At 50.3% G+C, this 23,902-nt stretch carries 24 protein-coding genes; 5 read left to right on the top strand and 19 right to left on the bottom strand.

The window, feature by feature from the left end; all coding sequences use genetic code 11:
• Positions 1-159: 159 nt before the first annotated feature.
• Positions 160-657, top strand: coding sequence for an Lrp/AsnC family transcriptional regulator (locus RRY12_03625; protein MEG2183745.1), 498 nt, complete (start codon positions 160-162; stop codon positions 655-657).
• Positions 654-1,841: an aminotransferase class I/II-fold pyridoxal phosphate-dependent enzyme gene (locus tag RRY12_03620; protein MEG2183744.1), complete on the top strand. Its 1,188-nt coding sequence runs from the start codon at positions 654-656 to the stop codon at positions 1,839-1,841. Before RRY12_03625 ends, RRY12_03620 begins: the two co-directional genes overlap by 4 nt.
• 107 nt (positions 1,842-1,948) lie before the next feature.
• Here the strand turns inward: RRY12_03620 and RRY12_03615 are convergent, their stop codons facing one another.
• The 9 genes from RRY12_03615 to RRY12_03575 all read right to left on the bottom strand — a co-directional run bounded on the left by RRY12_03615 (position 1,949) and on the right by RRY12_03575 (position 11,560).
• Positions 1,949-2,488: a prolyl-tRNA synthetase associated domain-containing protein gene (locus RRY12_03615; GenBank protein MEG2183743.1), complete on the bottom strand. Its 540-nt coding sequence runs from the start codon at positions 2,486-2,488 to the stop codon at positions 1,949-1,951.
• Positions 2,489-2,522: 34 nt separating this feature from the next.
• Positions 2,523-3,212: a GntR family transcriptional regulator gene (locus tag RRY12_03610; GenBank protein ID MEG2183742.1), complete on the bottom strand. Its 690-nt coding sequence runs from the start codon at positions 3,210-3,212 to the stop codon at positions 2,523-2,525.
• A gap of 19 nt (positions 3,213-3,231) precedes the next feature.
• On the bottom strand, positions 3,232-4,158 hold the full coding sequence (locus RRY12_03605; GenBank protein MEG2183741.1) for a glycyl-radical enzyme activating protein: 927 nt from the start codon (positions 4,156-4,158) through the stop codon (positions 3,232-3,234).
• Positions 4,159-4,167: 9 nt separating this feature from the next.
• Positions 4,168-6,591 (bottom strand): formate C-acetyltransferase/glycerol dehydratase family glycyl radical enzyme, encoded by a 2,424-nt coding sequence (locus tag RRY12_03600; GenBank protein ID MEG2183740.1) that lies wholly within the window; start codon positions 6,589-6,591, stop codon positions 4,168-4,170.
• Between the two features lie 98 nt (positions 6,592-6,689).
• Positions 6,690-7,076 (bottom strand): heme-binding protein, encoded by a 387-nt coding sequence (locus tag RRY12_03595; protein MEG2183739.1) that lies wholly within the window; start codon positions 7,074-7,076, stop codon positions 6,690-6,692.
• Between the two features lie 101 nt (positions 7,077-7,177).
• Positions 7,178-7,960, bottom strand: a complete 783-nt coding sequence (locus RRY12_03590; GenBank protein MEG2183738.1) for an NAD(P)-binding domain-containing protein — start codon at positions 7,958-7,960, stop codon at positions 7,178-7,180.
• A 68-nt stretch (positions 7,961-8,028) separates the two neighbouring features.
• Positions 8,029-9,462: a TIGR00366 family protein gene (locus RRY12_03585; protein MEG2183737.1), complete on the bottom strand. Its 1,434-nt coding sequence runs from the start codon at positions 9,460-9,462 to the stop codon at positions 8,029-8,031.
• A gap of 42 nt (positions 9,463-9,504) precedes the next feature.
• Positions 9,505-10,731 (bottom strand): amidohydrolase family protein, encoded by a 1,227-nt coding sequence (locus RRY12_03580; GenBank protein MEG2183736.1) that lies wholly within the window; start codon positions 10,729-10,731, stop codon positions 9,505-9,507.
• A 76-nt stretch (positions 10,732-10,807) separates the two neighbouring features.
• Positions 10,808-11,560, bottom strand: a complete 753-nt coding sequence (locus RRY12_03575) for an SDR family oxidoreductase (protein ID MEG2183735.1) — start codon at positions 11,558-11,560, stop codon at positions 10,808-10,810.
• A gap of 451 nt (positions 11,561-12,011) precedes the next feature.
• On the opposite strand from RRY12_03575, the gene RRY12_03570 reads away from it, so the two are divergent.
• Complete coding sequence (locus RRY12_03570) at positions 12,012-12,542, top strand: GNAT family N-acetyltransferase (protein MEG2183734.1); 531 nt, start codon at positions 12,012-12,014, stop codon at positions 12,540-12,542.
• A gap of 118 nt (positions 12,543-12,660) precedes the next feature.
• On the opposite strand, the gene RRY12_03565 is transcribed toward RRY12_03570, so the two are convergent.
• The 7 genes from RRY12_03565 to RRY12_03535 form a co-directional block, all read right to left on the bottom strand.
• Positions 12,661-13,782: a sodium ion-translocating decarboxylase subunit beta gene (locus RRY12_03565; protein ID MEG2183733.1), complete on the bottom strand. Its 1,122-nt coding sequence runs from the start codon at positions 13,780-13,782 to the stop codon at positions 12,661-12,663.
• Between the two features lie 39 nt (positions 13,783-13,821).
• On the bottom strand, positions 13,822-14,223 hold the full coding sequence (locus RRY12_03560) for a biotin/lipoyl-containing protein (GenBank protein ID MEG2183732.1): 402 nt from the start codon (positions 14,221-14,223) through the stop codon (positions 13,822-13,824).
• A gap of 33 nt (positions 14,224-14,256) precedes the next feature.
• Positions 14,257-14,649, bottom strand: coding sequence for an OadG family protein (locus tag RRY12_03555; GenBank protein ID MEG2183731.1), 393 nt, complete (start codon positions 14,647-14,649; stop codon positions 14,257-14,259).
• A gap of 17 nt (positions 14,650-14,666) precedes the next feature.
• Positions 14,667-16,226, bottom strand: a complete 1,560-nt coding sequence (locus RRY12_03550; GenBank protein ID MEG2183730.1) for an acyl-CoA carboxylase subunit beta — start codon at positions 16,224-16,226, stop codon at positions 14,667-14,669.
• Between the two features lie 94 nt (positions 16,227-16,320).
• The gene (mce, locus tag RRY12_03545; GenBank protein MEG2183729.1) at positions 16,321-16,725 is read right to left on the bottom strand and encodes a methylmalonyl-CoA epimerase; all 405 of its coding nucleotides are present in this window, start codon (positions 16,723-16,725) and stop codon (positions 16,321-16,323) included.
• A 2-nt stretch (positions 16,726-16,727) separates the two neighbouring features.
• Positions 16,728-17,144: a cobalamin B12-binding domain-containing protein gene (locus RRY12_03540; protein MEG2183728.1), complete on the bottom strand. Its 417-nt coding sequence runs from the start codon at positions 17,142-17,144 to the stop codon at positions 16,728-16,730.
• A gap of 32 nt (positions 17,145-17,176) precedes the next feature.
• On the bottom strand, positions 17,177-18,856 hold the full coding sequence (locus tag RRY12_03535; protein MEG2183727.1) for a methylmalonyl-CoA mutase family protein: 1,680 nt from the start codon (positions 18,854-18,856) through the stop codon (positions 17,177-17,179).
• A 332-nt stretch (positions 18,857-19,188) separates the two neighbouring features.
• On the opposite strand from RRY12_03535, the gene RRY12_03530 reads away from it, so the two are divergent.
• Complete coding sequence (locus tag RRY12_03530; protein MEG2183726.1) at positions 19,189-20,388, top strand: FprA family A-type flavoprotein; 1,200 nt, start codon at positions 19,189-19,191, stop codon at positions 20,386-20,388.
• A 2-nt stretch (positions 20,389-20,390) separates the two neighbouring features.
• Positions 20,391-21,128 carry an RsiV family protein gene (locus tag RRY12_03525; protein ID MEG2183725.1) on the top strand — a complete coding sequence of 246 codons (738 nt, stop codon included), beginning with the start codon at positions 20,391-20,393 and terminating at the stop codon, positions 21,126-21,128.
• Positions 21,129-21,213: 85 nt separating this feature from the next.
• Here the strand turns inward: RRY12_03525 and RRY12_03520 are convergent, their stop codons facing one another.
• The 3 genes from RRY12_03520 to RRY12_03510 form a co-directional block, all read right to left on the bottom strand.
• Positions 21,214-21,684: a hypothetical protein gene (locus RRY12_03520; protein ID MEG2183724.1), complete on the bottom strand. Its 471-nt coding sequence runs from the start codon at positions 21,682-21,684 to the stop codon at positions 21,214-21,216.
• Positions 21,677-23,242, bottom strand: a complete 1,566-nt coding sequence (nhaC, locus tag RRY12_03515) for a Na+/H+ antiporter NhaC (protein MEG2183723.1) — start codon at positions 23,240-23,242, stop codon at positions 21,677-21,679. The genes RRY12_03520 and nhaC overlap by 8 nt, the downstream gene beginning before the upstream one ends.
• Positions 23,243-23,638: 396 nt before the next feature.
• On the bottom strand, positions 23,639-23,902 hold a 264-nt coding region (locus RRY12_03510; protein ID MEG2183722.1), incomplete at its 5' end, for a Na+/H+ antiporter NhaC family protein.

The following is a 23,902-nucleotide window of genomic DNA, read 5'->3' as shown; positions in this document are numbered from 1 at the left end:
TTGCCCTCTTATACAGCGCGCATTTGAGGCCCCAAGCAATTTTGGCTTAAAATATATTTATTTTTGCGCTATTTATTTAAATATTGATATTTATACTTGACGTCCGCGGCAAAAAGGCTCAAAATTAACGCTTATATTCTCGCAGACGGAGGTTTAATAATGGACAAAAGCAAAATAAGGGAAGAGATACTGCGGCTTCTTGAACAGAACGCCAGATACACTCCAAAAGAAATCGCCGTTATGCTCGACCTTGACATCATAGAGGTAAAAAACGAGATAGAAATAATGGAAAAGGAGCGCGTCATCTGCGGCTACCACGCGCTTGTCGACTGGGACAAGACCGACGACGAAACCATCTCAGCGCTCATCGAGCTTAAAGTTTCCCCCCAGCGCGGTGAAGGCTTTGAGCGCATCGCGGAAAAAATCTACCAGTATCCCGAAGTAGAATCGCTCTACCTCATGTCCGGCGGATATGACTTCACCGTCATACTCAAAAAAGCCACCATGAAGGAGATAGCGCACTTCGTCGCCTCGCGCCTCGCCGTACTGGAAGAGGTGCAGAGCACCGTGACGCACATCGTCCTTATGCGCTACAAGGACCACGGCACGCTCTTCACGGCCCCAAGAAGAGATATGAGAATGAAGGTGACGCCATGAGAGATTTCATCTGTGACAAAATAAAAAAAATAAAGCCCTCCGGCATCCGCCGCCTATTTGACATCGCAAACGAGATACCGGACGTCATCTCGCTCGGCGTAGGCGAGCCGGATTTCGACACCCCGTGGCACATCCGCGAAGAGGGCATCTATTCGCTGAACAAGGGACGCACCTTCTACACCTCAAACGCAGGGCTGCCTGAGTTAAGAGAGGAAATTGCGCACTACATGCGCCGCAAATACGGCATAAGCTATGATCCGAAGCATGAGATCGTACTCACCGTCGGCGGCAGCGAGGCCATCGACATAGCGCTGCGCGCCGTCCTTAACCCTGGCGATGAAGTAGTATTTCCGCAGCCCTGCTTCGTCTCATACGAACCCTGCATACTGCTCTCCGACGGGGTGCCGGTGCCGATATCGCTTTCCGCAGAGACAGAGTTCCGCCTTACGCCGGAACAGCTCGAAGCCGCCGTGACGCCGAAGACGAAGGCGCTGCTCATCTCTTTCCCGAACAACCCGACCGGCGCGGTGATGGAGCGCGAGGACCTTGAAAAGCTCGTTCCTATAATAATCAAGAACGACCTGCTCGTCATCTCCGATGAAATATACAGCGAGCTCTCGTATAAAGCGCCTCACGTAAGCATAGCCTCCCTGCCGGGAATGCGCGAGCGCACAGTCGTTATCAACGGCTTCTCAAAATCATACGCAATGACGGGCTGGCGCCTTGGATACGCCTGCGCGCCCGCTCAGATAATGGAATACATGGTAAAGATACACCAGTTCGGGATAATGTCAGCGCCTACGATGAGCCAGTATGCCGCCGTCTCCGCGCTGAGAAACGGCGACCGCGACATCGATATGATGGCCGCCTCCTACAACCAGCGCCGCCGCTATCTGATGGAGGCCTTCCGAGAGATGCAGCTCCCTTGCTTTGAACCCTACGGCGCCTTCTACGTCTTCCCTGACATTTCAGAGTTCGGCATGGGTTCAGAGGAATTCTGCACAGAGCTTTTGAAATCTGAAAATGTAGCCGTCGTTCCCGGCAACGCCTTCGGCGACTGCGGCGACAAACATGTGCGCATCTCCTACGCCTACTCCATCGAAGAGCTAAAAGAGGCGATGACGCGCATAGCAAGATTCATCGGCAAGCTGCGCATGAAAACAAAAGAAAATTCGCTCTATTAAATCCACCCCAGTTTGCGCGAATCTACTACAACCTACAAAAACTGCCGCCTCCTCTTCCAAAAAGAGAACGCGGCGGTTTTTTTACAGGTTGGTGGATAATAGGAGACTTACAATTCAACCACAACGGCCTTATGGCGCGTAGAAGGAAGAAACGATTCCAACATTTGAGCGGTCTTAAGCTTTATGTGAGTAGTGTTTGCGCCGGGGTTGCAAGCAAACCACTCGGCGTCTGCAACCTCTTTATCAATTACCACCTTGACGCGCAGCGTCGCGTCGTTTATCAGGCTCATTACACTTGCGGTGCCGGGCAATACACCCAAAATCTCGCTCATGCACTCTGCCGGAGCAAACGACACTCGCGGACAATCAAGCTTTTCACAGAAAACCTTTGTGTTAAAGGATTTTGCCGCCGGCATTATGACGAGATAGAAATTATTTTTTTTCCTATCGCACAGAAAGACGCTTTTTCTGATTTCGGCGCCCAGCTTACCGCTTATTTCAACACATTCATCCATTGATTCGACTGTATCGTTATCTACGCGCTCAAAGGGTATCTTTAACTCGTCTAGCAGCTTATATACCTTTGTTTCCAGCTCGCCGCGTTCATCTGTAGGCGCTTTTGTATATACTTCACTTATGTTAAGCATTTCGCCCTCCCGTTTATTATATGGGGCCGTACACTCAGCCGGATTTTTTTCTCACCTTAAGCTTTTCCAATTCGGCGATTCTGTCTATCCCCATCTGATATCCAAGCTCAATGTGATCCTTGTTTAAAATTTCAAGAGCTTTGTCAAAATCCTTTTCTCTGACAGCATGGAAAAACGCCTCAATACTCGCATGCATAACTTCATAGTGGGCCGGTTGTTTATTACACAGCATTCCGATGCGTATCAGTTCGTCCTGGTTGTTTCTATATATGCGGTCTATCCTGTCGCTCTCCATAGCTTTAACTATTTCGCGATGAAAGGCCGTCTCGTGAAAATCCCATTGATATTGATCATTTACAGAACCCTTGAGGCGTACCAGGCATTCTTCAAATTTAAAAGAGTACTCCCATGTGAGCTCTTTTTTGAAAATTTCTTTTAACGCAGAGACTTCAAGCAACTGTCTCAGCTGGTATATTTCATGGACGTCTTTAACTGTGATCTCACGTACTCTTATTTTTTTCCTAAAATCCGCCAAAAGCCAACCTTCGCTCTCAAGCTTGCGCATCGCAACACGAACAGGCATACGGCTGGTATTAAGCTCTTTAGCAACAGAGGCTTCAGTCAGAAAGGAACCGGGATAATACTCCACACGCATGATCCTGTCTTTTAATATGTCATAGATTTGTGTATACAAAGCATCATCTTTATTTAATACCGGATCCATGTTTATGCACCTTTCAATCTTAAATTTCACCTCCGTTGATTTTAACAGAGAGGCTAGGCAGCGTCAATTTAAGGCGTCGTGCTATCTGAAGCATGTCGTTTTTGCTAGGAGGCTCCATATGGTTTAATTCCATTTTTCTTCCAAGTTTTCTATAAGTTATCATACCCAGTTTATGGTACGCCAACAGTTCAAGCTCGGAAATATTTTTTAATCCCCTGCAAAAATCGGCTGTTGCCTTTATATTGTCTTCTCCGTCATTAATTGTTGGTATCACAGGGACTCTAATGGTTATATCGCATCCGCATCCGTCAATTTTCCTGATATTGTCAAGCACGATTTCGTTTGAAAGTCCCGTAAGTTCTTTGTGGCGTACAGGGTCCATGTGCTTGATATCAACATAAAACTTTGGTACCAAAGGAACGACCGCGGCAATATTTTCCCAAGGAACGCACGCGCTTGTCTCAATAGTTCCAGAGATACCTCGCTGCATCGCGAGTTTAAAAACCTCCGCCACAAACTTTGGCTGCGTCAATGCTTCCCCGCCGCTAAATGTAAAGCCGCCTCCAGAGTGAAAATATAAGAGTTCGTCTTTTGCGATCTCCGCCACGACTTCATCTGCGGTCATACTTTTGCCGTATAAAGAAATCGCGTTAGTAGGACAGTTTTTCGCACATTCACCGCAGCCATTGCATTTCCCGTCAGCCATTTTAGGCACCCCCTGAGCGCTTTTGCTCAAGGCCCTATTAGGGCATAAACTGACGCATAGCCCGCAGCGCAGACACTTGACATCATCGCAGCCAATCTCATTGACAATTTTTTGCGATTCAGGTGTAGAACACCAGATACACGACATAGGACAGCCTTTGAGAAAGATGACTGTGCGCAACCCTTCCCCGTCATAGCTGGAACTTCGTTCGATACGTAATACCTGCCCAGTTGCGACCATAAGAGAGGCCTAACCGCACGAAAGTGGCGAGGAAAGCGAGCTTTGCATTGTGCGCCCTATAATTTCATCCTGCACGTCTTTACCCAATTCTGTGAAGTATGCGGTGTAGCCGGCAACTCTTACCAACAGTCCCTGATATTCTTCAGGATGTTTTTGTGCGTCAAGAAGTTTTTCCTGGTCTATTACGTTGAATTGAACGTGAAAGATGTTAAGGGAACAAAGCGTTTTAAGAAGCGCCATCACGTTTTGAATGCCCGACTCTGTTGCGAAGAGTGTAGGTTCTATTTTCATGTTAAGTAGCGTCCCCTGCACAAATCTGTCATGTGGAAGCTTTGCAACAGATTTCAATACGGCGCTCGGACCATCAAAATCGGTGCCTCCATTCGGACTCACGCCATCCGCCAAAGGTTTCCACGCAAGACGTCCCGAAGGCAGCGCTCCGACTTCAAGCCCAAACGGAGTATTGCCGGAAACTGGGAGGATGCCAGGAGTCATTGTGCCAAAACGGCTCTTATAACTCTCTATCTCATCGGCAATATAGGTGAATATATCGGCTGCGATATTATCGACCCATTCGATGTCGTTGCCATATTTTGGAGCGTCCTTGCAAAGTTTTAGGATTTCAGGCATATGCTCAAAGTTTGAATCAAGCGCCGTCAATAGTTGGTCCATCGAAATCTGTTTAGTATCATAAACAAGATGTTTGACGGCCGCGATACTGTTGATCAAATCTGCTATACCAATGAGGATTATTCCGTTTCCAGTGTTATATTTGGCTCCGCCCCAAGCATAGTCCAAACATTTCTCAACACATTCTCTAAAACTCAACGAAAGAGCTGGTACAGGACGATTAAAACCTATCTCGTCAATTAAATGGCTCCCTTTGACCACCGTATGTACTGCATAAGCCAGCTGTTTTTTTAAAGCCGCAAGAAACTCTTCAAAATGTTCAAATCCAACAGGATCTCCAGAGTCAGTCGATATTTGCAGTCCTGACTTCCTGCATTTTCCGTTCAGCATCGTAAACTCTATCATAGAGCCGAGGTTGATATCGGCAAGGGCGGTGTACCCCCTCAGACGTCCTTCCAAATTTGTTTCCACGCAGCCGCTCGGATTCCAGTCAAAAGCTTCGCGTAAAGGAACGCCCTTATTCATCAGCATCCTTATGCCGATATCATCGTTATGAAACGCAGGAAAACCTGTCCCTAATTTTATCAGTTCGACAATTTTACGAAGAAAAGAGTTTGGGTTTTTTGCCAAGCTGTAACGGACGGAAAGTGACGGCTGGTAGAGCTGGACGTCCATAGTTGCCTGCAATATCATATAAGACAGTTCATTCACTGCATTTTTACCAGCGATATCCACGCCGCCCACGGTGACGTTCTGGAACATTGGGTAGCCTGCTGCAAATTCAGCGGTTGTTTTGTCCTGAAAAAGACAAGGTTCCGCAAATTTCACCCATAGACAATCAAGCAGCTCCTGAGCCCTGTCTTCTGTTAGACGGCCGGCTTCGATGTCCGCCTTATAAAACGGATAAAGATATTGATCCATACGGCCGGGATTGTAACTTGCTGCGTTTTGTTCCATGAATATACAAATTTGATAAAAATAAAATGACTGAAGCGCTTCATGGAATGTTTCCGCAGGATAGGCGGGGACCTTTGCGCAGATGCGTCCTATTTCCATCAATTCTTGCTTACGCACTGGGTCGTGCTCTTCTGACGCAAGACGATATGCCTCCGCAGAGTATCTTTCCGCCAGTGTAATGATCCCCTCGCCGGCAATAAGCAGCGCGTCAAGATAGATCATTTTCGCATAATCTCCAGGGACCGTCATATCCAGCTTCGACCTGCGTTCTTTTATCTCATCGCATATTTTTTTGATACCTTTATTGATAACGTCGCTGTATCCGGCAGTTGTTTCACCCCAGCCGCGAACGGCTTTGCGGTCGATGTAAATAACTCCATTATCTCTGAGAGCGCGCACATCATCCGGTATCTGCGCCAGCCATTCTTCATAATTAGAACGCCCGTTCCAGAAGGGTTTTATGACATCCAAAAAAAGTTTTCTGTCTTCTTCTCTGAGATAAAACGGATCATAGCGGCGTGTACTTATGGTATCTAATTCTTCGTTCAGCACGGACCAGCAGGTATCGGCGCAAAGTATACCTGCACGGATTTTGCTTCCAGAACAGCCTACGATCAATTCCTGTTCCCAAATCTTGACAGTTTTTTCACTGCACTGTTTGTAAACGCCTTTAGCCTTTCTAAGAGCCCAGGGAAGCCCTCCTGTTTCCATAAAACTTTCCGTTAAGATCCTCGCATTCTCCAAATCCATCTCCGGACGCGTGCTGAGGACTCTGTTCTTCAAAACACTGATTCTATTCATGTATGTTGAAGCTGTGCCCTGAGGGTCCATGATTTTTTTATCCATGCCAATTCCTCCAATTTACTATATTTTTAGGAGCCTGTGTATTATTTAGGATACTATAATAGATAGTATAGTACAACTGAGGAGGTTGTCAACCGGTTTTAATTAGATATTGCGGCGGATGCTACGGCAATATCCTCATCCTCGGAGCCCCCGCTGACACCAATGGCGCCAATCAGAGTTTCATTATCAAATATCAACTTCCCGCCGCCTATTAGAGATATCTCCGTCTCGTAACGGATATTGCGCAAAAGGCCGCTATCCTTTTTAACTAAGTATGCAACCTTCTCCGTATCAGCGCCAATTTTCAATGCCGTCAGAGCTTTTGCAGACGCCAGCTTGGCGCTTAAGTTTTCCGTACCGTCCATCCTATAGAAAAACACAGGTTCCTGGCTTGCGTCAAAAACTGAAAAAGCCATTGAAGCTCCAAATTCATTGGCCTTTGTTTGAGCTTTTTCTATCATTTTTAAAGCTTTTGCGATGTCCATTGTATATCTCTCCTTATCTTAATCTTTAATTATAGTTTATACGCTTAATTGAGAAAAATCCTCCCTGCACAGGAAGGATTTTTCTCAATTATGATTAGAGCCTACAGATCGTAATGTTTGCCGATTTTTTCAAGCGCGCTTCTCCATGGCCCATATCCATCCGTCGCTTTCATTTCGTCCCACCCCAGTTCATTCATTCCGCCTGGCGTAGTATTTTCCAGCATGAAGGCCTCTATATCTTCAGTACAATCTTCACGCATCAAGGTTGAAAGCGCCTCATTCATATAGGAGGTATAATCCAGAGCGCTCTTAAAATCAAGATCTTTTGTCATGCACCATCTAACGATTTCTCCTACGAGGCCATAATACGGAACCATCACGCCAGTTACAGCGGCAAGCACTTCAAGATCTTTTTCGCTCTTGACCTTGACGATAGTTCCAAGAAGTGCCAGCACTTCGCAGCTCAATTCGTCGTCACCGAAAAGAACGACGGGGCCGATCTTTCTTGCGGCAAAAGGAAGCGGGACCGCACGAACAACGCTCTGAGCTGGAGCGAACCACGGAGCAGCCTTTGATATTTTTGTGCCGGCTGCAATATGTATAACATGATTTTCTTTTCTAAAATTTATTTCGGGCGCAACCTTCTCAAGCACCTTAGGAAGAAGGGTTGGAAAAACAACATCTACGTTATTTACAAGTTCCTGGTTCGATGCTGCAACAATTATTTTGTCCGGATACAGCTTTTTTAAGCAGTCAGTTCTTTCCTTATTTATATCAAAGACATAGACTTTGCCTTCAAACTCCGGCGCAGTGCAGAAACCTTTGGCAAGCGCGGTAGCTATACCGCCTGTGCCTATAAACCCGATCTTAACGTTAACTGTCATCATAGTACCTCCTGAATATGGTCGTATCATACTGTTGAAAAACTATTTAAACTTCCATTGGCCTTTCTTTAAAAGGGCCCCAGCTTTATTGCAGTAGCAATGAGCAGAGTGACGCAGGCAACTCCAACCAGCATGAAATAAAGCGGATAGACCCATTTTATATACGTTTTAAAGTCAACCTTGGCAATGCTGATATAGATGATCAAGGTACCAAAGGTGGGTATTATCATATTGGTCAGGCCGTCGCCCATCTGAAAAGCTATAACTGCGGTCTGGCGCGTCATGCCAATGATATCGGCCAGGGGAGCCATGATAGGCATAGTAACAGTGGCCTGTCCGCTGCCTGACGGTATAAAGAAATTGATTATAGACTGGGTGAAATACATCCCTATGGCTGAAAAGGAGATCGGGATCTGTTTTAGTGGCACCGCAAGAGCGTAAATTATCGTGTCAAGCACATTGCCCTTTGTCAGCACCAATGACACCGCGCGCGCAAAGCCAATGCAGAAGGTTCCAATAAGGATATCCGAGGTCCAGCTGCGTACGAAAATACTGCATATTTTTTCGTTATTGTAGCCGGCAACTACGCCTGCCAAGATTCCAGAGACCAGCCACAGGGCGGCTATTTCTGAAAAACCCCATTCAAACTTGATAGGACCTACCATCTGAAGAACGGTGGTTATCAGGAACATGACCATCAATACTTTTTGACGTACGCTCATTCGTTCATCGCGCATCTTTTCCAATTCTTTGTCGCCAGCGGCAGACGAGGGATTAACAAACCCTGTAACGCTCAACGAATGGTCAGCTTTCACTCTCTTGGCGTAACGGAAGATATACCAAAAAGTTATGGCGCAGCATACCAGCCATATCACTACGCGGAAAGCCATGGCGGAATAAAGCGGCAGACCGGAAATCCCCTGAGCGACGGCCACCGTGTATATATTCAGGGGACCCACGGCAAAGGAAACAAATGTCGGCATGAATACCAATAGAAGGCCTACCATGACGTCATAACCGCATATCAGGGAGATGCTTATAGCAAGCGGAACAAAGGGTATATGGTGCTCCATCGCTCCCATCGCGCCCCTGCATGCAAAGAAAATCATGAGACCGAGCATGATCACTTTGTCGCTGCGGCAGGTACGAAGGATCCAGCTTATCATTTTTTCCATGGTGCCGCTTTGAATGTAGATGTCAGTGGCTGCTATCGGGCATAGCACCATACACATTATCGGCATGGACTGCTGCATTCCTTCGATGATGCACACGAACCAACCAAAAACGCTTACAGGGGATTGTGTTATAAAATGAAAGGTATTAGGATCTACAACTTTGCGTCCAGCGACTTCAATGCGGTCATACAGACCTGCTGGAATCAAATAAGTCATGAGGCCCGCCGCAATCAGGCAGAAAAAAATTATCGTCCATACATGTGGGATTTTGATTCCTTTTGAAGCTTCTACCATACTTTCGGGATTGCTTGAAATGTGTTCGCTCATATCTTACACTCCTTTCAATATTACGCTGCGTTATGCTGCTTGCTAGATCAGCTTCTTGTATGTCTTTCCGTCCTGCATGATCACTAAAACGTTCTCTGCGGAATTTTTAAAGAGCTCCATGTTTTCTAACGGATTCCCTTTAACAACGATAAAGTCGGCCAGTTTACCGGCTTCAATGGTTCCGACCTGTTCTGATATACCCATAATCTCCGAGTTTACCTTTGTAAACGATACTATCGCGTTCATTGCGCCCTGTGCCCTAGCCTGGTATGTAATGGCGCCAAAGGCATATTGTGTATTATGTCCGGTAAGGTCGCTGCCGCCTCCGATTTTGACACCTTCTTCCATAGCGATTTTGATGGCTTCATAGCCTCTGTCATTCACTGCGATAAATTTATCGTACATAAACTTTGAAAGAGTATCTCGAGCATGTTCCAGCACCATTTCATAGGTTATTTGGGTGGGTACAAGATAGGTGCCTCTCTCAGCCATCATCTTAGCGGTCTGTCGCTCAAGCAGATTCCCATGTTCAATCGTGCGGATTCCGGCTTCGGTGCAGCGGCGTATGCTCTTATCCGAATAACAATGTGCCGCGACGTAAGTCCCAGCGTTGTCCGCCACTTCTACTGCGGCCGACATCTCTTCCGGTGTATATTGACACGCGTTTGGACCTCCGGTCGGACTCGCGCATCCGCCGCACGCCATGATTTTGATAAAGTCCGCACCTTCACGCAGTGTCTCTCTGCACGCTTTCAGAACTTCAGCTCTGCCGTCGGCCAATCTTGATCTGAATCCCATGGAACCTTCATAGTAAGGGCGATACTCCGACGGACCTCTGTTGTCGCCGTGGCCGCCGCTTTGCGCTATGCACGGTCCGCTGACTCTCAAACGCGGCCCAAGCGCTTCACCATTTTCCATCGCAAGGCGAAAACCCACATCCGCGCCGCCGGTATCACGGGCTGAAGTATATCCCATCGCCAACGATTCACGCATATTTCTGAACATTCTCGCGGCTATCAGTCCGATAGGATTGCGACGAACGATATCAACTACTTCTATCTCAATAAGCCCAAGGTGCATGTGACCGTCAATAAGCCCTGGCAGCAAAGCATTTCCTTGACAATCTATTACATCTGCGGAGGCGCAATGTATTTCATTATCTGCAACCTCTTTTATAATATTATCTTCAATCAATACCGACGCGTTATACTTAGGATCTCCTCCGTTACCGTCTATCAATGTTGCATTTTTAAATATTGTGTAACTCATATTCTTTTCCACCTTTCATTAATGAGATATTTATCGTGGTATAGGTAATATAAAACGCCATGGAAGAAACGTATTTCTAACCTGCTGTGGTTCCTCCGTCAACAGAAAGCGTCGTTCCCGTGATGTAACTAGACTCTTCCGAAGCAATGAAGAGCACCGCTGAAACAACTTCTTCGGGGGCGGCCATACGCTGCATCGGTATAGTTAGACGGCAATTTTCTATAAGACGCTCGCGCGTCATTTCGATTCCATGCTTCGACATTGGCATAGAGGTATCAGTCGCTCCTGGACAGACGGCATTGACACGAATTTGGTCGACTGCGCAGTCAAGGGCCATACAGCGAGCCATCTGCACTACAGCGCCTTTTGTAGTTGCGTATGCAATGTGACCTTTACGCCCGCCAAGAGCGCTGTTGGAGGCAATATGAACAATATTGCCTTTTATATGATGTTCACGCATGACTTTGATTGCCTCTTTGGAAAGATAAAAAACCGCATGTACGTTGATATCAAAAAGTTTTAGCCATTCTTCGTCAGGAGTGTCCGCTATATCACCTCGGAACATTGCTCCCGCGTTGTTGATCAATACGTCAAGGCCTCCAGCCAGCTTATAAACATCTTGAATTATTTTTTTGCAGTTTGCTGGATCAGTGATATCGAGGGTGGAATGATAAACTGCACCACAACACCTCGCTACCTCCGCTGTCCGCTCCTTGTCCCTGCCGACGAGAGCTACAGCGGCACCTTCTCTTGCGAATCCCTTTGCTAAAGCCCTGCCGATCCCCCCGGACGCACCGGTTATCAGAACGGTCTTGTTAAGAAATTTCATCTCTTGCATCTCCTTTTTTACAGAATAAAAGCAAGCTCGACATCACAGATGTCTAAATTATTTTACCATCCCCAATCATTAATAGGATTTTGTAATTATTTTAAAATCCCTTATTATTTTTGGGATTCTATTTCGTTGGCAAAATTATTACATTGTTTTTTAATTTTGTCAATTACAAATATTGTGTGATCAATGGAGGGCGCTAAAAGAAGTATAATCTTTATGCGGTAATTAAATTTTCAATTAAAAATTTAATTAAAAACAAAAATGAACAGTATTGTTATAAATGAGAAGCGTAAAGTAAAAAACAAGCGGCATAAACGTGAGGTCAGCATAATCAATATTTAGACATAGGAAATCACGTTTTCCCTCCCACGTTGCTTTTTTTGCTTATTTCATATTATACTTAACTCAAGAAAATTGCTATCTATATATTTTAGGAGGCGGCGTTTTGGAGTACAGGATCAGGCCATTCAAGGAAAGTGATGTTGAGGACATCAACGAAATGCGCACGATGCCGGGAGTGATGGAGACTATCCCAACGCTCACTTCGGAGAGCGTCAGCTTCACACGGGAGCTTTATACGAAATACGACCCGGACTTCCCAGCTTTTTGCGCCGTAGTCGACACCCCAAACGGGGAAAAGGTCATAGGGCACGCTATGCTTGTGCTTTATAAAAAGGCGAGATTACGCCACGTGGCCTCCGTCGCCATCATCGTAAACGCGAAATATCAGGATATGGGCGTGGGCCGCGCGCTTCTTTCCAAGCTACTCGATATCGCGGACAACTGGCTGATGCTGGTGCGTGTGGAGCTTGAGGTGCAGGCGGAGAACGCCCGCGCGGTGCATCTCTACCAGTCGCTCGGCTTCCAGCACGAAGGGCTGATAAAATACGGCGTCATGCAGAACGGAAAGTATAGGGACATTATCATTATGGGAAGATATAACATGCACGAAGGAGCGTTTGACGCGGAGCGCTAGTTTTTTGCGCGTCCAGTGCACCACGCAGGTATAAAAATCTCCGAGGCCCTAAGCGCAGAGCTTAAAGGGCCTCGGAGATTTTTTTGCGTTTAAACGGGTCGTCCGTTAGCTGCCGTGATTATGAAAGAAGCGTGAGCATAGCTCCCGCGGCTACCGCCGTGCCGATAACTCCGGCTACGTTCGGGCCCATGGCGTGCATGAGGATGTAGCTGCCAGGGAATTCTTTCGAGACTACCTTCTGGCAGACGCGCGCCGCCATAGGAACGGCAGAAACTCCAGCCGCGCCGATGATCGGGTTGATCTTGCCGCCTGTGGCAACCTTCATTATCTGTCCGAAGAGGACGCCGCCCGCTGTGCTGAATACGAAGGCGACAAGGCCCAGGGCGATGATCTTGATGGTGGCGACTGTGAGGAATGAGGCTGCGCTCATTGTCGCTCCAACGGATATGCCGAGGAATATCGTCGTTGCGTTAAGCACTTCGTTCTGCGCGGCGAGCGAGAGACGCTCCGTGCAGCCGCATTCGCGCATGAGGTTTCCGAACATCAGCATTCCGACGAGCGGCACGGAGGCGGGAAGCACCAGTCCGCAGGCTATCGTGGAGATGATGGGGAAGAGGATCTTCTCCGTGCGTGTTACGGGGCGAAGCTGCTCCATCTTGATGCTGCGGTCTTTATGCGTTGTAAGCAGCTTGATGACCGGAGGCTGGATGAGCGGAACGAGCGACATGTAGCTGTACGCCGCAACTGCGACGGCAGGAAGTATGCCTTTGGCGAGCTTCGAGCAGAGGTAGATGGCCGTGGGGCCGTCAGCTCCGCCGATGATGCCGATGCCGGCCGCTTCCTGGATGGTGAAGCCCATGAACATGGCTCCGATTACCGCGAAGAAGACGCCTATCTGGGCGGCAGCTCCGAGAAGGAAGGTTATTGGGTTCGCAAGAAGCGGGCCAAAGTCAGTGAGCGCGCCTATGCCCATGAAGATGATGACGGGATAGAGCTCATGGTCGATGCCGAACTTTACGAAGTACAGGAAGCCGCCCGGGTCGACGATGCCGGAGAGCGGCAGGTTGACGAGAAGGCAGCCGAAGGCGATGGGCATCAGAAGAAGAGGCTCAAAGCCTTTAGCAATGGCGAGGTAGAGCAGTATGAAGGAGACAAGGAGCATAACGAGCGTTGGCCCGTTGAGCGCAATGAATCCCGACTGGTCTATGACGCCTTTTAGTGCGGTCAAATAAAGATCCATTCAGTTTTCCTCCCTAGGAAAAGACTGCGTGGCCGCAGACTAAGCTACTACAAGGAGCGTGTCGCCGGTGCTGACCGTGTCTCCTTCTTTGCAGCAGATCTGAGAAACTGTTCCTGCTACTGCTGTGAAGATTTCATTTTCCATCTTCATTGCTTCGAGTATTATTACGAGCTGGCCCGCCGTTACAGCCGCGCCCTGCGCTACGACTATTTTGAGGACTTTGCCGGGCATCGGCGCGATGACAGAGCCTTCGCCTGCCGCGACAGGCGCTGCGGGAGCCGCAGGTGCGGGCGCCGCTACGGGAGCGGGGGCCGCCACAGGGGCCGGCGCGGCTACAGGGGCCGCTGCGGGCGCGGGCGCTGCTACTGCTCCTGCACCCATCTCTTCTACATCTACATCGTATGCTTTTCCGTTTACGGTGACTCTATATTTGCGTGACATCAGAGAAAAACCTCCCAAGTTTTTTTATTAAGGCTAGCAGCCTTCTGAGTTCTGGATTCTGCCGATGTTCTTCCATGAGGAAGAGACCGGCGCTTTTACAGGGCTGAAGGCGACTACGCGCGCCGTTGAGCCGCAAGCGGCCATGATAGCAGCAGAGATGACGGCAAGAAGCTCGTCGTCAGCAGCAGCTGCCTGGACGGAAGCCGCAGGGGCCGCCGCTTTTGCTGGTGCGGGAGCCGCGGGCGACACCGGAGCCGCCGCCTTCGGAGCGTGCATGTTGTCGATGGCGCGGCAGAGGTGCTTCATTCCCATCATAACGAGCATGAGCCCGAGTATGACGATGAAGACTATGCTGAACGCTATCAGCGACATGGTGAGCCCGCCGGTGACGCCGGTGAAATAGGTGCTTAAATGTTCACTTCCCATAATTTAGCTCCGGCGCCTTAGTTGGGCATTACGCCGTGCTTGCGCTTGGGGCGGAGTTCGCTCTTGCTCTCTGTCATCAGAAGGGCCTGATAGAGGGCGGGGCGTGTCTCTTCGGGAAGAATGACGCGGTCGACGAATCCACGCTGCGCCGCTTTATACGGGTTGGCGAAGTTCTCTTTGTATTCTTCTATCTTTTCCGCGCGTTTTGCAGCTTTGTCTTCCGCAGCGTCGATGTCCTTGCGGAAGATGATGTTTGCCGCGCCTTCAGCGCCCATAACGGCTATCTGCGCCTGCGGCCACGCGAGCACTACGTCCGCTCCGAGGTCTTTGCTGCACATGCCAAGATAAGAACCGCCGTAAGCCTTGCGCATTACGATCGTGATCTTGGGGGCTGTCGCTTCGCTGTAGGCGTAAAGGAGTTTCGCGCCGTGGCGGATGATGCCGCCCATCTCCTGATTGAGGCCGGGGAGGTAGCCGGGAACGTCTTCAAAGGTTACGATGGGGATATTGAAGGAGTCGCAGATGCGGATATGGCGGCTGGCCTTGTCGGAGGCGTCGATGTCGAGGCATCCGGCCATGAACTTCGCCTGGTTGGCGATGATGCCGATTACGCGGCCGCCGACTCTGGCAAAGCCCGTTACGATATTCTTCGCGTAGAGTTCCTGCACTTCGCAGAAATCGCCGTTGTCAACGACCTTTTTGAGGACGTCGCGGACGTCGTAGCCCCTGTTGGGGTTCGTGGGGACTATTTCGCGGAGGGCGGCGTCCATGCGTGACGGATCGTCGCCTGTTTCCACAAAGGGAGGCTCTTCCATGTTGTTGCTGGGGAGGTAGCCCATCACTTTGCGCGCGAGGGCGTAGCAGTCCTGCTCCGTAGCGGAGAAGAAATGCGCGCAGCCGGAGGTCGCGTTGTGTGCCATGGCTCCGCCTATCTGCTCGGAGGTGACGTCTTCACCGGTGACGGACTTGATGACCGCGGGGCCGGTGATGTGCATGATGCCGACTTTGTCCACCATGAAGATGAAATCGGTCAGCGCGGGGCTGTAAACGGCTCCGCCGGCGCAGGGTCCCGCAATGATTGAGAACTGGGGAATGACTCCGCTTGCCTTAACGTTGCGGAAGAATATTTTGCCGTATCCTGAAAGGGCGTCTACCGCTTCCTGGATGCGCGCTCCACCTGAATCGTTGATGCCGATGCAGGGCGCGCCGTTTGTCAGCGCAAGGTCCAGCACCTTGCATATCTTCTGGGCGTGCATTTCTCCAAGGGAACCGCCCATTACTGTGAAATCCTGGCTGAAGACATAGACGATGCGTCCGTCTATGGTTCCGTAACCAGTGACTACGCCGTCGCCAAGAAATGTCGTCTTGTCCAGGCCGAAATTCGTGCAGCGATGCTCTACAAACTCGTCAACCTCAACGAAGCTGCCGGGGTCAAGAACTGCGTCAATGCGCTCGCGTGCGGTCATTTTGCCTTTAGCGTGCTGCTTTTCGATGGCCTTCTGGCCGCCTCCAAGAGCGGCCTTTTCGCGTCTGGCCGTAAGTGCCGCGCACAGTTCGTCGATCGTTTTGTCCGCCATTACTTCTTACCTCCTCATAATCTGTTGCAGGTAGCTATTGGTTAAGACGCGCCCCATGTCCAAACGCGGGCACGGGGTGCGTCTAATTCCTTAGTTAATCGCGCTGGCAGAGCTCCAGGAGCACGCCGCCGCTTGCCTTCGGGTGTATAAAGGCAATTTTTGCGCCGCCCGCGCCGATGCGCGGCTTTTCGTCGATAAGACGGACGCCCTTTTCTTTGAGCTCGGCAAGAGCGGCTTCGATGTCAGGCACTCTGATTGCGAGGTGCTGGATGCCCTGGCCGTTCTTCTCGATGTACTTCGTGACGGGGCTGTCTTCGGCTGTGCCTTCGAGCAGCTCTATCTCTGTGTCGTCGATGGGAAGGAAAGCCGTCTTTACCTTCTGCTCCACGACCTCTTCGATGCCGTGGCACTTCACTCCGAGAGTATCCTCCCAGAATTTCAGTGCTTCGTCGATGCTTTTTACAGCAACGCCGATATGATCTATATTTTTAAGATCCATAGTTAATTCGCCTCTTTTGCTCTCTTTTCGGCAACTGTCTTCTCGAGCCACGCTATCGTCTCTGTGGTGGGCGTGCCGGGGCCAAAGATGGCGCCCGCGCCGAAGCCGAGCAGTGTCGGATAGTCTGTTTCGGGAATGACTCCGCCGCCGAATACGATGATGTCTTCTGCGTTCTTCTCTTTGAGAAGCTCGATTATTGTCTTGAAGCAGTATTCATGCGCGCCCGAAAGGATGCTGATGCCGATGGCGTCAGCGTCTTCCTGGATAGCCGTGTTTACTATCTGTTCCGGCGTCTGGCGAAGCCCTGTGTAAATGACCTCCATGCCGGCGTCTCTGAAAGCTCTGGCAATGACCTTTGCGCCGCGGTCGTGGCCGTCAAGCCCTGGTTTCGCAACAACTACGCGAATTTTACGGTCCATTTTTTCTTCCTCCTTAAAAAGCACTCGCAGTCCTAAAGGACCACGTTCTCTTTGTACTCGCCAAATACATCGCGGAGCACGCCGCAGATCTCGCCCTCTGTACCGTAGCAGCGGACTGCGTCGAGAATGAGCGGCATAAGATTCGCGTCGCCCTTTGCGCCTTCGCGGATCGCGTCGAGCGTGGCTTTGACCTTTACGTTATCGCGGTTTTCCTTCATCTCGCGGAGCTTCTTTATCTGATTTACGCCGACGCTCGCGTCGACCTTCAGAAGCTTGCGCTCCGACATGTCTTCGTCAATATGGAACTTGTTGACGCCGACGATGATGCGGTCGCCAGACTCGATGGACTTCTGGTACTGATAGGCCGCGTCCTGGATGTTCTTCTGAGGATAGCCCTTTTCGATGGCCGTCATCATGCCGCCCAGCTCGTCGATCTTCTTGATGTACTCCCACGCGCCCTCTTCGATCTCTTTTGTGAGGGACTCGATGGCGTAGCTTCCGGCAAGCGGGTCAACCACGTTGGTGACGCCTGACTCGTAGGCTACTATCTGCTGCGTGCGGAGCGCGATGCGGACGCTCTTGTCCGTGGGCAGAGCGAGCGCTTCGTCAAGGCTGTTCGTGTGCAGCGACTGCGTGCCGCCGCAAACCGCCGCCATAGTCTGCACCGCGACGCGGACGATGTTGTTCTCGGCCTGCTGCGCGGTAAGCGTGCAGCCCGCCGTCTGCGTGTGGAAGCGGAGCGTAAGCGCGTTCTTGTCGGTGACGCCGAAGCGTTCCTTCATGATGCGCGACCACACCTTGCGTGCGGCGCGGAACTTCGCTACCTCTTCGAGGAAGTCGTTGTGCGAGTTGAAGAAGAATGAGAGACGCTTTCCGAATACGTTGGGATCCTGTCCCGCTTTGATGGCGGCTTCAATATAGGCGATGCCGTCGGCGAGCGTGAAGGCCACTTCCTGGATAGCCGTTGAGCCGGCTTCGCGGATATGGTAGCCGGAGATGGAGATGGTGTTCCATTTCGGGATGTTCGTTGAGCAGAAATCAAAAATGTCCGTGATGAGACGCATTGACGGTTTTGGGGGGAAGATATATGTGCCGCGCGCTATGTATTCCTTGAGAATGTCGTTCTGGATGGTTCCAGAAAGAGCGCTCATAGGCACGCCATCCTTTTCCGCGACCGCGATGTACATGGAAAGCAGCACGGAGGCAGGAGCGTTGATCGTCATTGATGTGGAGACTTTGTCGAGCGGAATGCCGCCGAAAAGGATCTCCGCGTCGGCAAGGCTGTCTATTGCCACGCCGACCTTGCCGCATTCGCCGATCGCCATAGGATCGTCTGAGTCATAGCCGATCTGCGTGGGAAGGTCGAACGCCACTGAAAGCCCCGTCGTGCCCTGGCTGAGCAGGTAACGATAGCGCTTGTTGGAATCTTCCGCCGTAGCAAAGCCCGCGTACTGGCGCATTGTCCAGAAACGGCCTCTGTACATCGTGGGCTGCACGCCGCGCGTGTACGGATACATGCCAGGGAATCCAAGATCCTTCGCGTAATCGATGTTGTTGACGTCTTCCGGCGTGTAGGTCCTCTTAAGTGGGATACCGCCGCCTGTTGTGAATTGCTCTTTTCTTTCCGGACCCTTTACGAGCGCCTTTTCAACTGACGCGTCGTAGGCCTTCTTACCCTCTGCTACTTCCTGGAGCTGTGTTGGTTCGAACAATTACTCCGCCTCCTTGCGAAACATATGAGGTCATCGTCAGGATGACCGTCTGCACACTAGTAAACTTTACAAAAAACCACACGGCCCTATTATTGCCTATCTCCGCCGAAATTGCAACATTTGAGCATCAATTTCCGACAAAATAATTTAATAAATTTTTTTGAACAAGCGCAAAATATTTTCAAATTGGTTATATTTCTGCCGCAATTTTCACAGAAAGGCCGCAAGTAAAAATTGAGCGCTTCCAGCCAATGTTATTATAAAAATTTTGAGATATAATATTTATCACAGGGAAATTAAAATCTGTTTAGGAAGGGACTGCTGCCAAAATGATGCAGGAAGCCATTAAAGTAACGGACAGGATATACTGGATAGGAGGCAACGACCGCGAAACCGACCTTTTTGAAGGCCTATGGTCTCTGCCGCGCGGCGTAGCCTACAACGCCTACTTCATCAACGACGACAAATGCGCCGTCATCGACACCATTAAGGCCGACAAACTTTCCGAATATATGGAACGCCTCGTCTCCATAATGCCCGAAGGCAAAAAAATAGACTACCTCATCGTCAACCACATGGAACCGGACCACTCCGGCTCCATCAGGATAATGCGCAAGCTCTACCCTGAAATGAAGATCGTCGGCAACAAAAAAACCATTGAGATGATAAACGCCTTCTACGGCATCACAGACAACATGATAGAGGTAAAAGAGGGCGACGTGCTCGATTTGGGCCACCACAAGCTCGCCTTCGCGATGATCCCTATGGTGCACTGGCCCGAAAGCATGGTCTCCTACGACACGACGGAAAAGGTGCTCTTTTCAACAGACGCCTTCGGCGGCTTCTGCGCGCTTGAGGGCGGAATCTTCGACGACGAGCTGGACATGTCGCTCTACGAGGACGAGACGCTCAGATACTTCGCAAACATCGTAGGACGATACTCAGGCCCCGCGCAAAAGGCTATAGCCAAGGTGCGCGCGCTCGCGCCAAAAATAATCTGCCCCGCGCACGGCCCCATCCTCCGCACCGACCCGATGCGCATCGTAGACCTCTACGACAAATGGAGCCGCCATGAAACAAAAGAGGGCATCGTAATAGTCTACGGCTCCATGTACGGCAACACAAAATTCATGACCGACACAATAGCGCGCGCCGCCTGCGAAGCCGGCGTAAAAGATGTGATAGTGCACGACGCCTCCCGCTCCGACCTCTCGCACATCATACGCGATATATGGAAATACAAAGGCCTCGTCATCGGAAGCTGCACCTACAACACAGAGCTTTATCCGCCGGTTGCGACGCTCTGCCGCGCCCTCAAAAACAAAATGATGAAAAACCGCGTGCTCGGCCTCTGCGGCTCCTACAGCTGGAGCAAAGGCGCGCTCGCAGAACTTCTTGTCTTCGCGGAACAGGGCGGCGACTGGCGTCTCATAGAGCCGACGATAGAGGTGAAATCCGCCCCCACCGAAGAAGACCTTGAGCTCTGCCGCGAACTTGGCCGCAGCATGGCCGAAGCAGTTAAGGAGGCATAACCATGAGAAGCTTGAAAAACATCGCGGTCATTGCGGCCGCCTGCGCGCTTTTTGCGGCAAACGCCGCCTTCGCACAGGAGCCTGGCGTCAACATCTTAAAATTCAGCGTCTACAACTCGGAGTTCCGTGGCTTTGAAGCAAAAATCGTGACGCCGGTAGTGACGGGCCTTTCCGTAAAAAAAGAACAAGAGGCGGTAAACGACGCCATCTTCCAGAGGGCGCTTTCCGTCACGACGCAGTATCAAAAAGAGGTGCAGATGACTCTTGCGGACGACCCGAATTTCAGCGGACACATGGGCGTCGTCTTCGACTACGCGATACGCTGCGACAGCGCGAAGGTGCTGGCGCTTGACGTATATGAGATGAACATAGCAGGCTCCTCCTCCACCACGCATACCTTTTACAACTTCGACAAACAGGCCGGCAAGCTCATCTATCTGGAAGACTTCTTCAACGGCAAAGCGGACTTTGTAAAGCCGATAAGCGAATACATAACGCAGGAGATGAAGCGTAGAAACAAAAAAGACGGTGCAAACTTCTGGATAGCGCCCAAAGACCCCTCCGGCTTCACGGGGATAACGGCCACACCGAAATTCTACATCAACGACAAAGGCAGCATCGTCATCTGCTTCGACAAATACGAAGTGGCTCCCGGTTCAACGGGAAGCCCAGAGTTCGTCATCCCACACAAAGTGATAGCGCCATATATGGCAAAGAACAACATTCTGTCAGGGAAATAGACATAAAACTAACGCCGCCTAAAAATCAAACAAAAAGAGAGCGTCCTTTGCGGACGCTCTCTTTTTGTTTGACTGTTTGTTTTGATTAGAATCTTGAATTGCTTTCGTCTATTCTTATGGGGATTTTTGGGGCGTGCTGCTTTATGGTCTCTTTAAGCAGCGGTATGTCCTTTCTTTCAAAAAGCAGCTTCCAGCCTAAAGTGTCTCTTTCTATGAAGGCAAGCAGCTTTTCTCCTTTGGACATGAGCGTCACGTGCTGTATCTCACTCCAGGGCAGCATGTCCCTGTGGTGCGAAAACCAGGTGTGCGTCTCTTTGACAAACCCCTCAGGCGAGAGATATATCCTTTTTTCATATTTCGTCACGACTATGCTGCACAGTCCGAGAAAGATGTTCAGCGCGGCGCGCCCCGTGAGGCCGTCGTGATAGATCTGCCAGACGCCGGCTGTAAGCAGGTAGAGAGCGATGAGCGCAAAGGAGATGCTTTTCCACACTCCCGACTCTCTGCCTGACTTTGAGGAAATTATATTTTCCAGTGGTTCAAGGTTTCTAGCCAATAATACTCTCCGTTCCGTCGTCAAGTTCCTTCGGGCGATGGCGTCCGCCGTGTACAGGCTCGCCGTCCTTGCCGCGCCAGAAGACGCCAAGTCCCATGTAGGTCATGGCGATTGCCACAAGCGGGTTCAGGTAGTTCAGGAAGCAGTATGGAGCGTAAGCGAAGGTGGAGACGCCAAACACTCCAGCGTGATAGGCTCCGCAGGTGTTCCACGGAATGAGCACGGAAACGAGCGTTCCGCAGTCTTCCAGCGAGCGGGAGAGCATCCTCGGATGCAGGCCAGTGCGCTCAAAAACGTTCTTGAACATCGTTCCGGGCATCGCTATTGAAAGATACTGGTCGCCGAGGAAGAGGTCGCAGACGAAGCAGGAGAATACGATCGCCGTGATGAGGCCGCCGACTGTCCTTATCGGCTTCATGATGGCCTCAAGGATGACTTTGAGGAATCCGCAGATGTTCATCGTAGAGCCGAAGGTGAAGGCGCAGAGAATGAGGGAGATGGTCCAGTTCATCGACTGGAGTCCGCCGCGTTCCATGAGCGATACGATGTCCTTGGCCGATTCGACTATTATTTTGGCGTCCATTGTGATGCCGTTTTTCGTCAGGATGGCCGCAAGCGCCGCAGGATCTTCCGCAACGCCCGAGATCTCAGAGGAGAGCGTCGGGACGTAGCCGTTCTGCATGATGTTCAGGATGTCGCCGAAGGTGTTGCCCTGTGCGAAGGCAAAGCCGATGGATATCGCTATGCCTATCCAAAGCGACGGAAGGGCGGGCTTACGCATTGCGGAGAGCGCTATGACCGCGATAGGCGCTATGAGCGAGAGCGGGCTGACCCAGAACTCTTTGGAAATGAGGAGCTTCAGCGAATCTATCTTTGAATAGTCGAGCGTGCCGCTTGCAAATCTGAAGCCCAAGAAGAGCGTTATCGCCACTACGATGACGTAGGTCGGGCCGGTCGTCCAGACCATCGCGCGGATGTGCTGGAAGAGGTTCGTGCCGGAGACGGCGGGCGCAAGGTTCGTCGTGTCAGAAAGCGGTGACATTTTGTCCCCGAAGTATGCGCCGGAGATGATTACGCCGGCGGTCATCGGAGCGGGGATGCCAAGGCCGAGCGCGATGCCAAGAAGCGCGATGCCGACCGTGCCGGAGGTGGCCCAGGAGCTGCCCGTGGCAAGAGAAACGATGGAGCAGATGATGAGCGTGGCCAGCAGGAAGATCGAGGGCGAAAGTATCGAAAGCCCGTAATAGATCATGCTGGGAACGACGCCGCTACATATCCAGGTTCCGATAAGAGGGCCTACCGTGTAGAGGATGAGGCAGGCCTGCATGCCGACCATAATGCCGTCGATGATGCCGGTTTCGATGGTTTCATATTTGAAGCCCAGAAAAAATACGCCTACGGCTCCCGCCAGAATGGCGCCAAGGATAAGCACGATGTGGATGTCTGTGCCGTATTTCAGGACTGCCGCCATAATCATGCCGGCTACGGCAAGAAGGATAAGAAGTGACAACATAAGCGATGGGATCTTTGGGGCTTTGGTTTCGGTTTTCTGTTCCATTATAAAGCTACACTCCCCTCATAGAATAAAAAGATAAAATATGGAAACAAATAAAAACAAGATGCCTGCCTTGAGTTTTTGCCGTCATCCACCTCCCCGCTGGATAATATAATAATCGATCAAGATGAAAAAAAGTTTCGGGGGACGTTTCCCCTTCGTTCTTATTTTAAATCTATATTATGGGAATTGTCTATACTTTGAAGGCTGATATATCTTAAAAATAATAATAAAACTGTGTATACTCTGAATAAAATTGTTATTTCGGGCAAATAATTCAATATAAAGATATTCATTGAGCGTCCATTGCTTAAAAATATTCGGAGCTTTTGCCATATAAGGCGAAGCTCCGAATACTTTTTAATATAAATATGCAGTTTTTTTGATTATTTCATCAAGTTATCCGATCAGATTATCGGTGCCGTCGTCAAGCTCCTTCGGGCGATGGCGTCCGCCGTGTACCGGTTCGCCGTCCTTGCCGCGCCAGAATATGCCAAAGCCCATATAGGTGAGCAGGATGGCCATGAGCGGGTTAAGGTAGTTGAGGAAGGCGTAGGGCGCGTAGGCGAAGGTCGATACGCCAAACAGCCCGGAGTGATAGGCTCCGCAGGTGTTCCACGGGATGAGCACGGAGACGAGCGTGCCGCAGTCTTCGAGCGTACG

Source organism: Cloacibacillus sp. (assembly GCA_036655895.1).
In the GTDB taxonomy this organism is placed as follows: Bacteria; Synergistota; Synergistia; order Synergistales; family Synergistaceae; genus JAVVPF01.
This window is presented reverse-complemented; position numbering and strand designations above follow the sequence as displayed.

Excerpts from the sequence above, each read along its gene's own strand:
- RRY12_03625 (MEG2183745.1), top strand. The coding sequence starts at position 160 with ATGGACAAAAGCAAAATAAGGGAAGAGATACTGCGGCTTCTTGAACAG.
- RRY12_03620 (MEG2183744.1), top strand. The coding sequence starts at position 654 with ATGAGAGATTTCATCTGTGACAAAATAAAAAAAATAAAGCCCTCCGGC.
- RRY12_03615 (MEG2183743.1), bottom strand. The coding sequence starts at position 2,488 with ATGCTTAACATAAGTGAAGTATATACAAAAGCGCCTACAGATGAACGC.
- RRY12_03610 (MEG2183742.1), bottom strand. The coding sequence starts at position 3,212 with ATGGATCCGGTATTAAATAAAGATGATGCTTTGTATACACAAATCTAT.
- RRY12_03605 (MEG2183741.1), bottom strand. The coding sequence starts at position 4,158 with ATGGTCGCAACTGGGCAGGTATTACGTATCGAACGAAGTTCCAGCTAT.
- RRY12_03600 (MEG2183740.1), bottom strand. The coding sequence starts at position 6,591 with ATGGATAAAAAAATCATGGACCCTCAGGGCACAGCTTCAACATACATG.
- RRY12_03595 (MEG2183739.1), bottom strand. The coding sequence starts at position 7,076 with ATGGACATCGCAAAAGCTTTAAAAATGATAGAAAAAGCTCAAACAAAG.
- RRY12_03590 (MEG2183738.1), bottom strand. The coding sequence starts at position 7,960 with ATGACAGTTAACGTTAAGATCGGGTTTATAGGCACAGGCGGTATAGCT.
- RRY12_03585 (MEG2183737.1), bottom strand. The coding sequence starts at position 9,462 with ATGAGCGAACACATTTCAAGCAATCCCGAAAGTATGGTAGAAGCTTCA.
- RRY12_03580 (MEG2183736.1), bottom strand. The coding sequence starts at position 10,731 with ATGAGTTACACAATATTTAAAAATGCAACATTGATAGACGGTAACGGA.
- RRY12_03575 (MEG2183735.1), bottom strand. The coding sequence starts at position 11,560 with ATGAAATTTCTTAACAAGACCGTTCTGATAACCGGTGCGTCCGGGGGG.
- RRY12_03565 (MEG2183733.1), bottom strand. The coding sequence starts at position 13,782 with ATGGATCTTTATTTGACCGCACTAAAAGGCGTCATAGACCAGTCGGGA.
- RRY12_03560 (MEG2183732.1), bottom strand. The coding sequence starts at position 14,223 with ATGTCACGCAAATATAGAGTCACCGTAAACGGAAAAGCATACGATGTA.
- RRY12_03555 (MEG2183731.1), bottom strand. The coding sequence starts at position 14,649 with ATGGGAAGTGAACATTTAAGCACCTATTTCACCGGCGTCACCGGCGGG.
- RRY12_03550 (MEG2183730.1), bottom strand. The coding sequence starts at position 16,226 with ATGGCGGACAAAACGATCGACGAACTGTGCGCGGCACTTACGGCCAGA.
- mce (MEG2183729.1), bottom strand. The coding sequence starts at position 16,725 with ATGGATCTTAAAAATATAGATCATATCGGCGTTGCTGTAAAAAGCATC.
- RRY12_03540 (MEG2183728.1), bottom strand. The coding sequence starts at position 17,144 with ATGGACCGTAAAATTCGCGTAGTTGTTGCGAAACCAGGGCTTGACGGC.
- RRY12_03530 (MEG2183726.1), top strand. The coding sequence starts at position 19,189 with ATGCAGGAAGCCATTAAAGTAACGGACAGGATATACTGGATAGGAGGC.
- RRY12_03525 (MEG2183725.1), top strand. The coding sequence starts at position 20,391 with ATGAGAAGCTTGAAAAACATCGCGGTCATTGCGGCCGCCTGCGCGCTT.
- nhaC (MEG2183723.1), bottom strand. The coding sequence starts at position 23,242 with ATGGAACAGAAAACCGAAACCAAAGCCCCAAAGATCCCATCGCTTATG.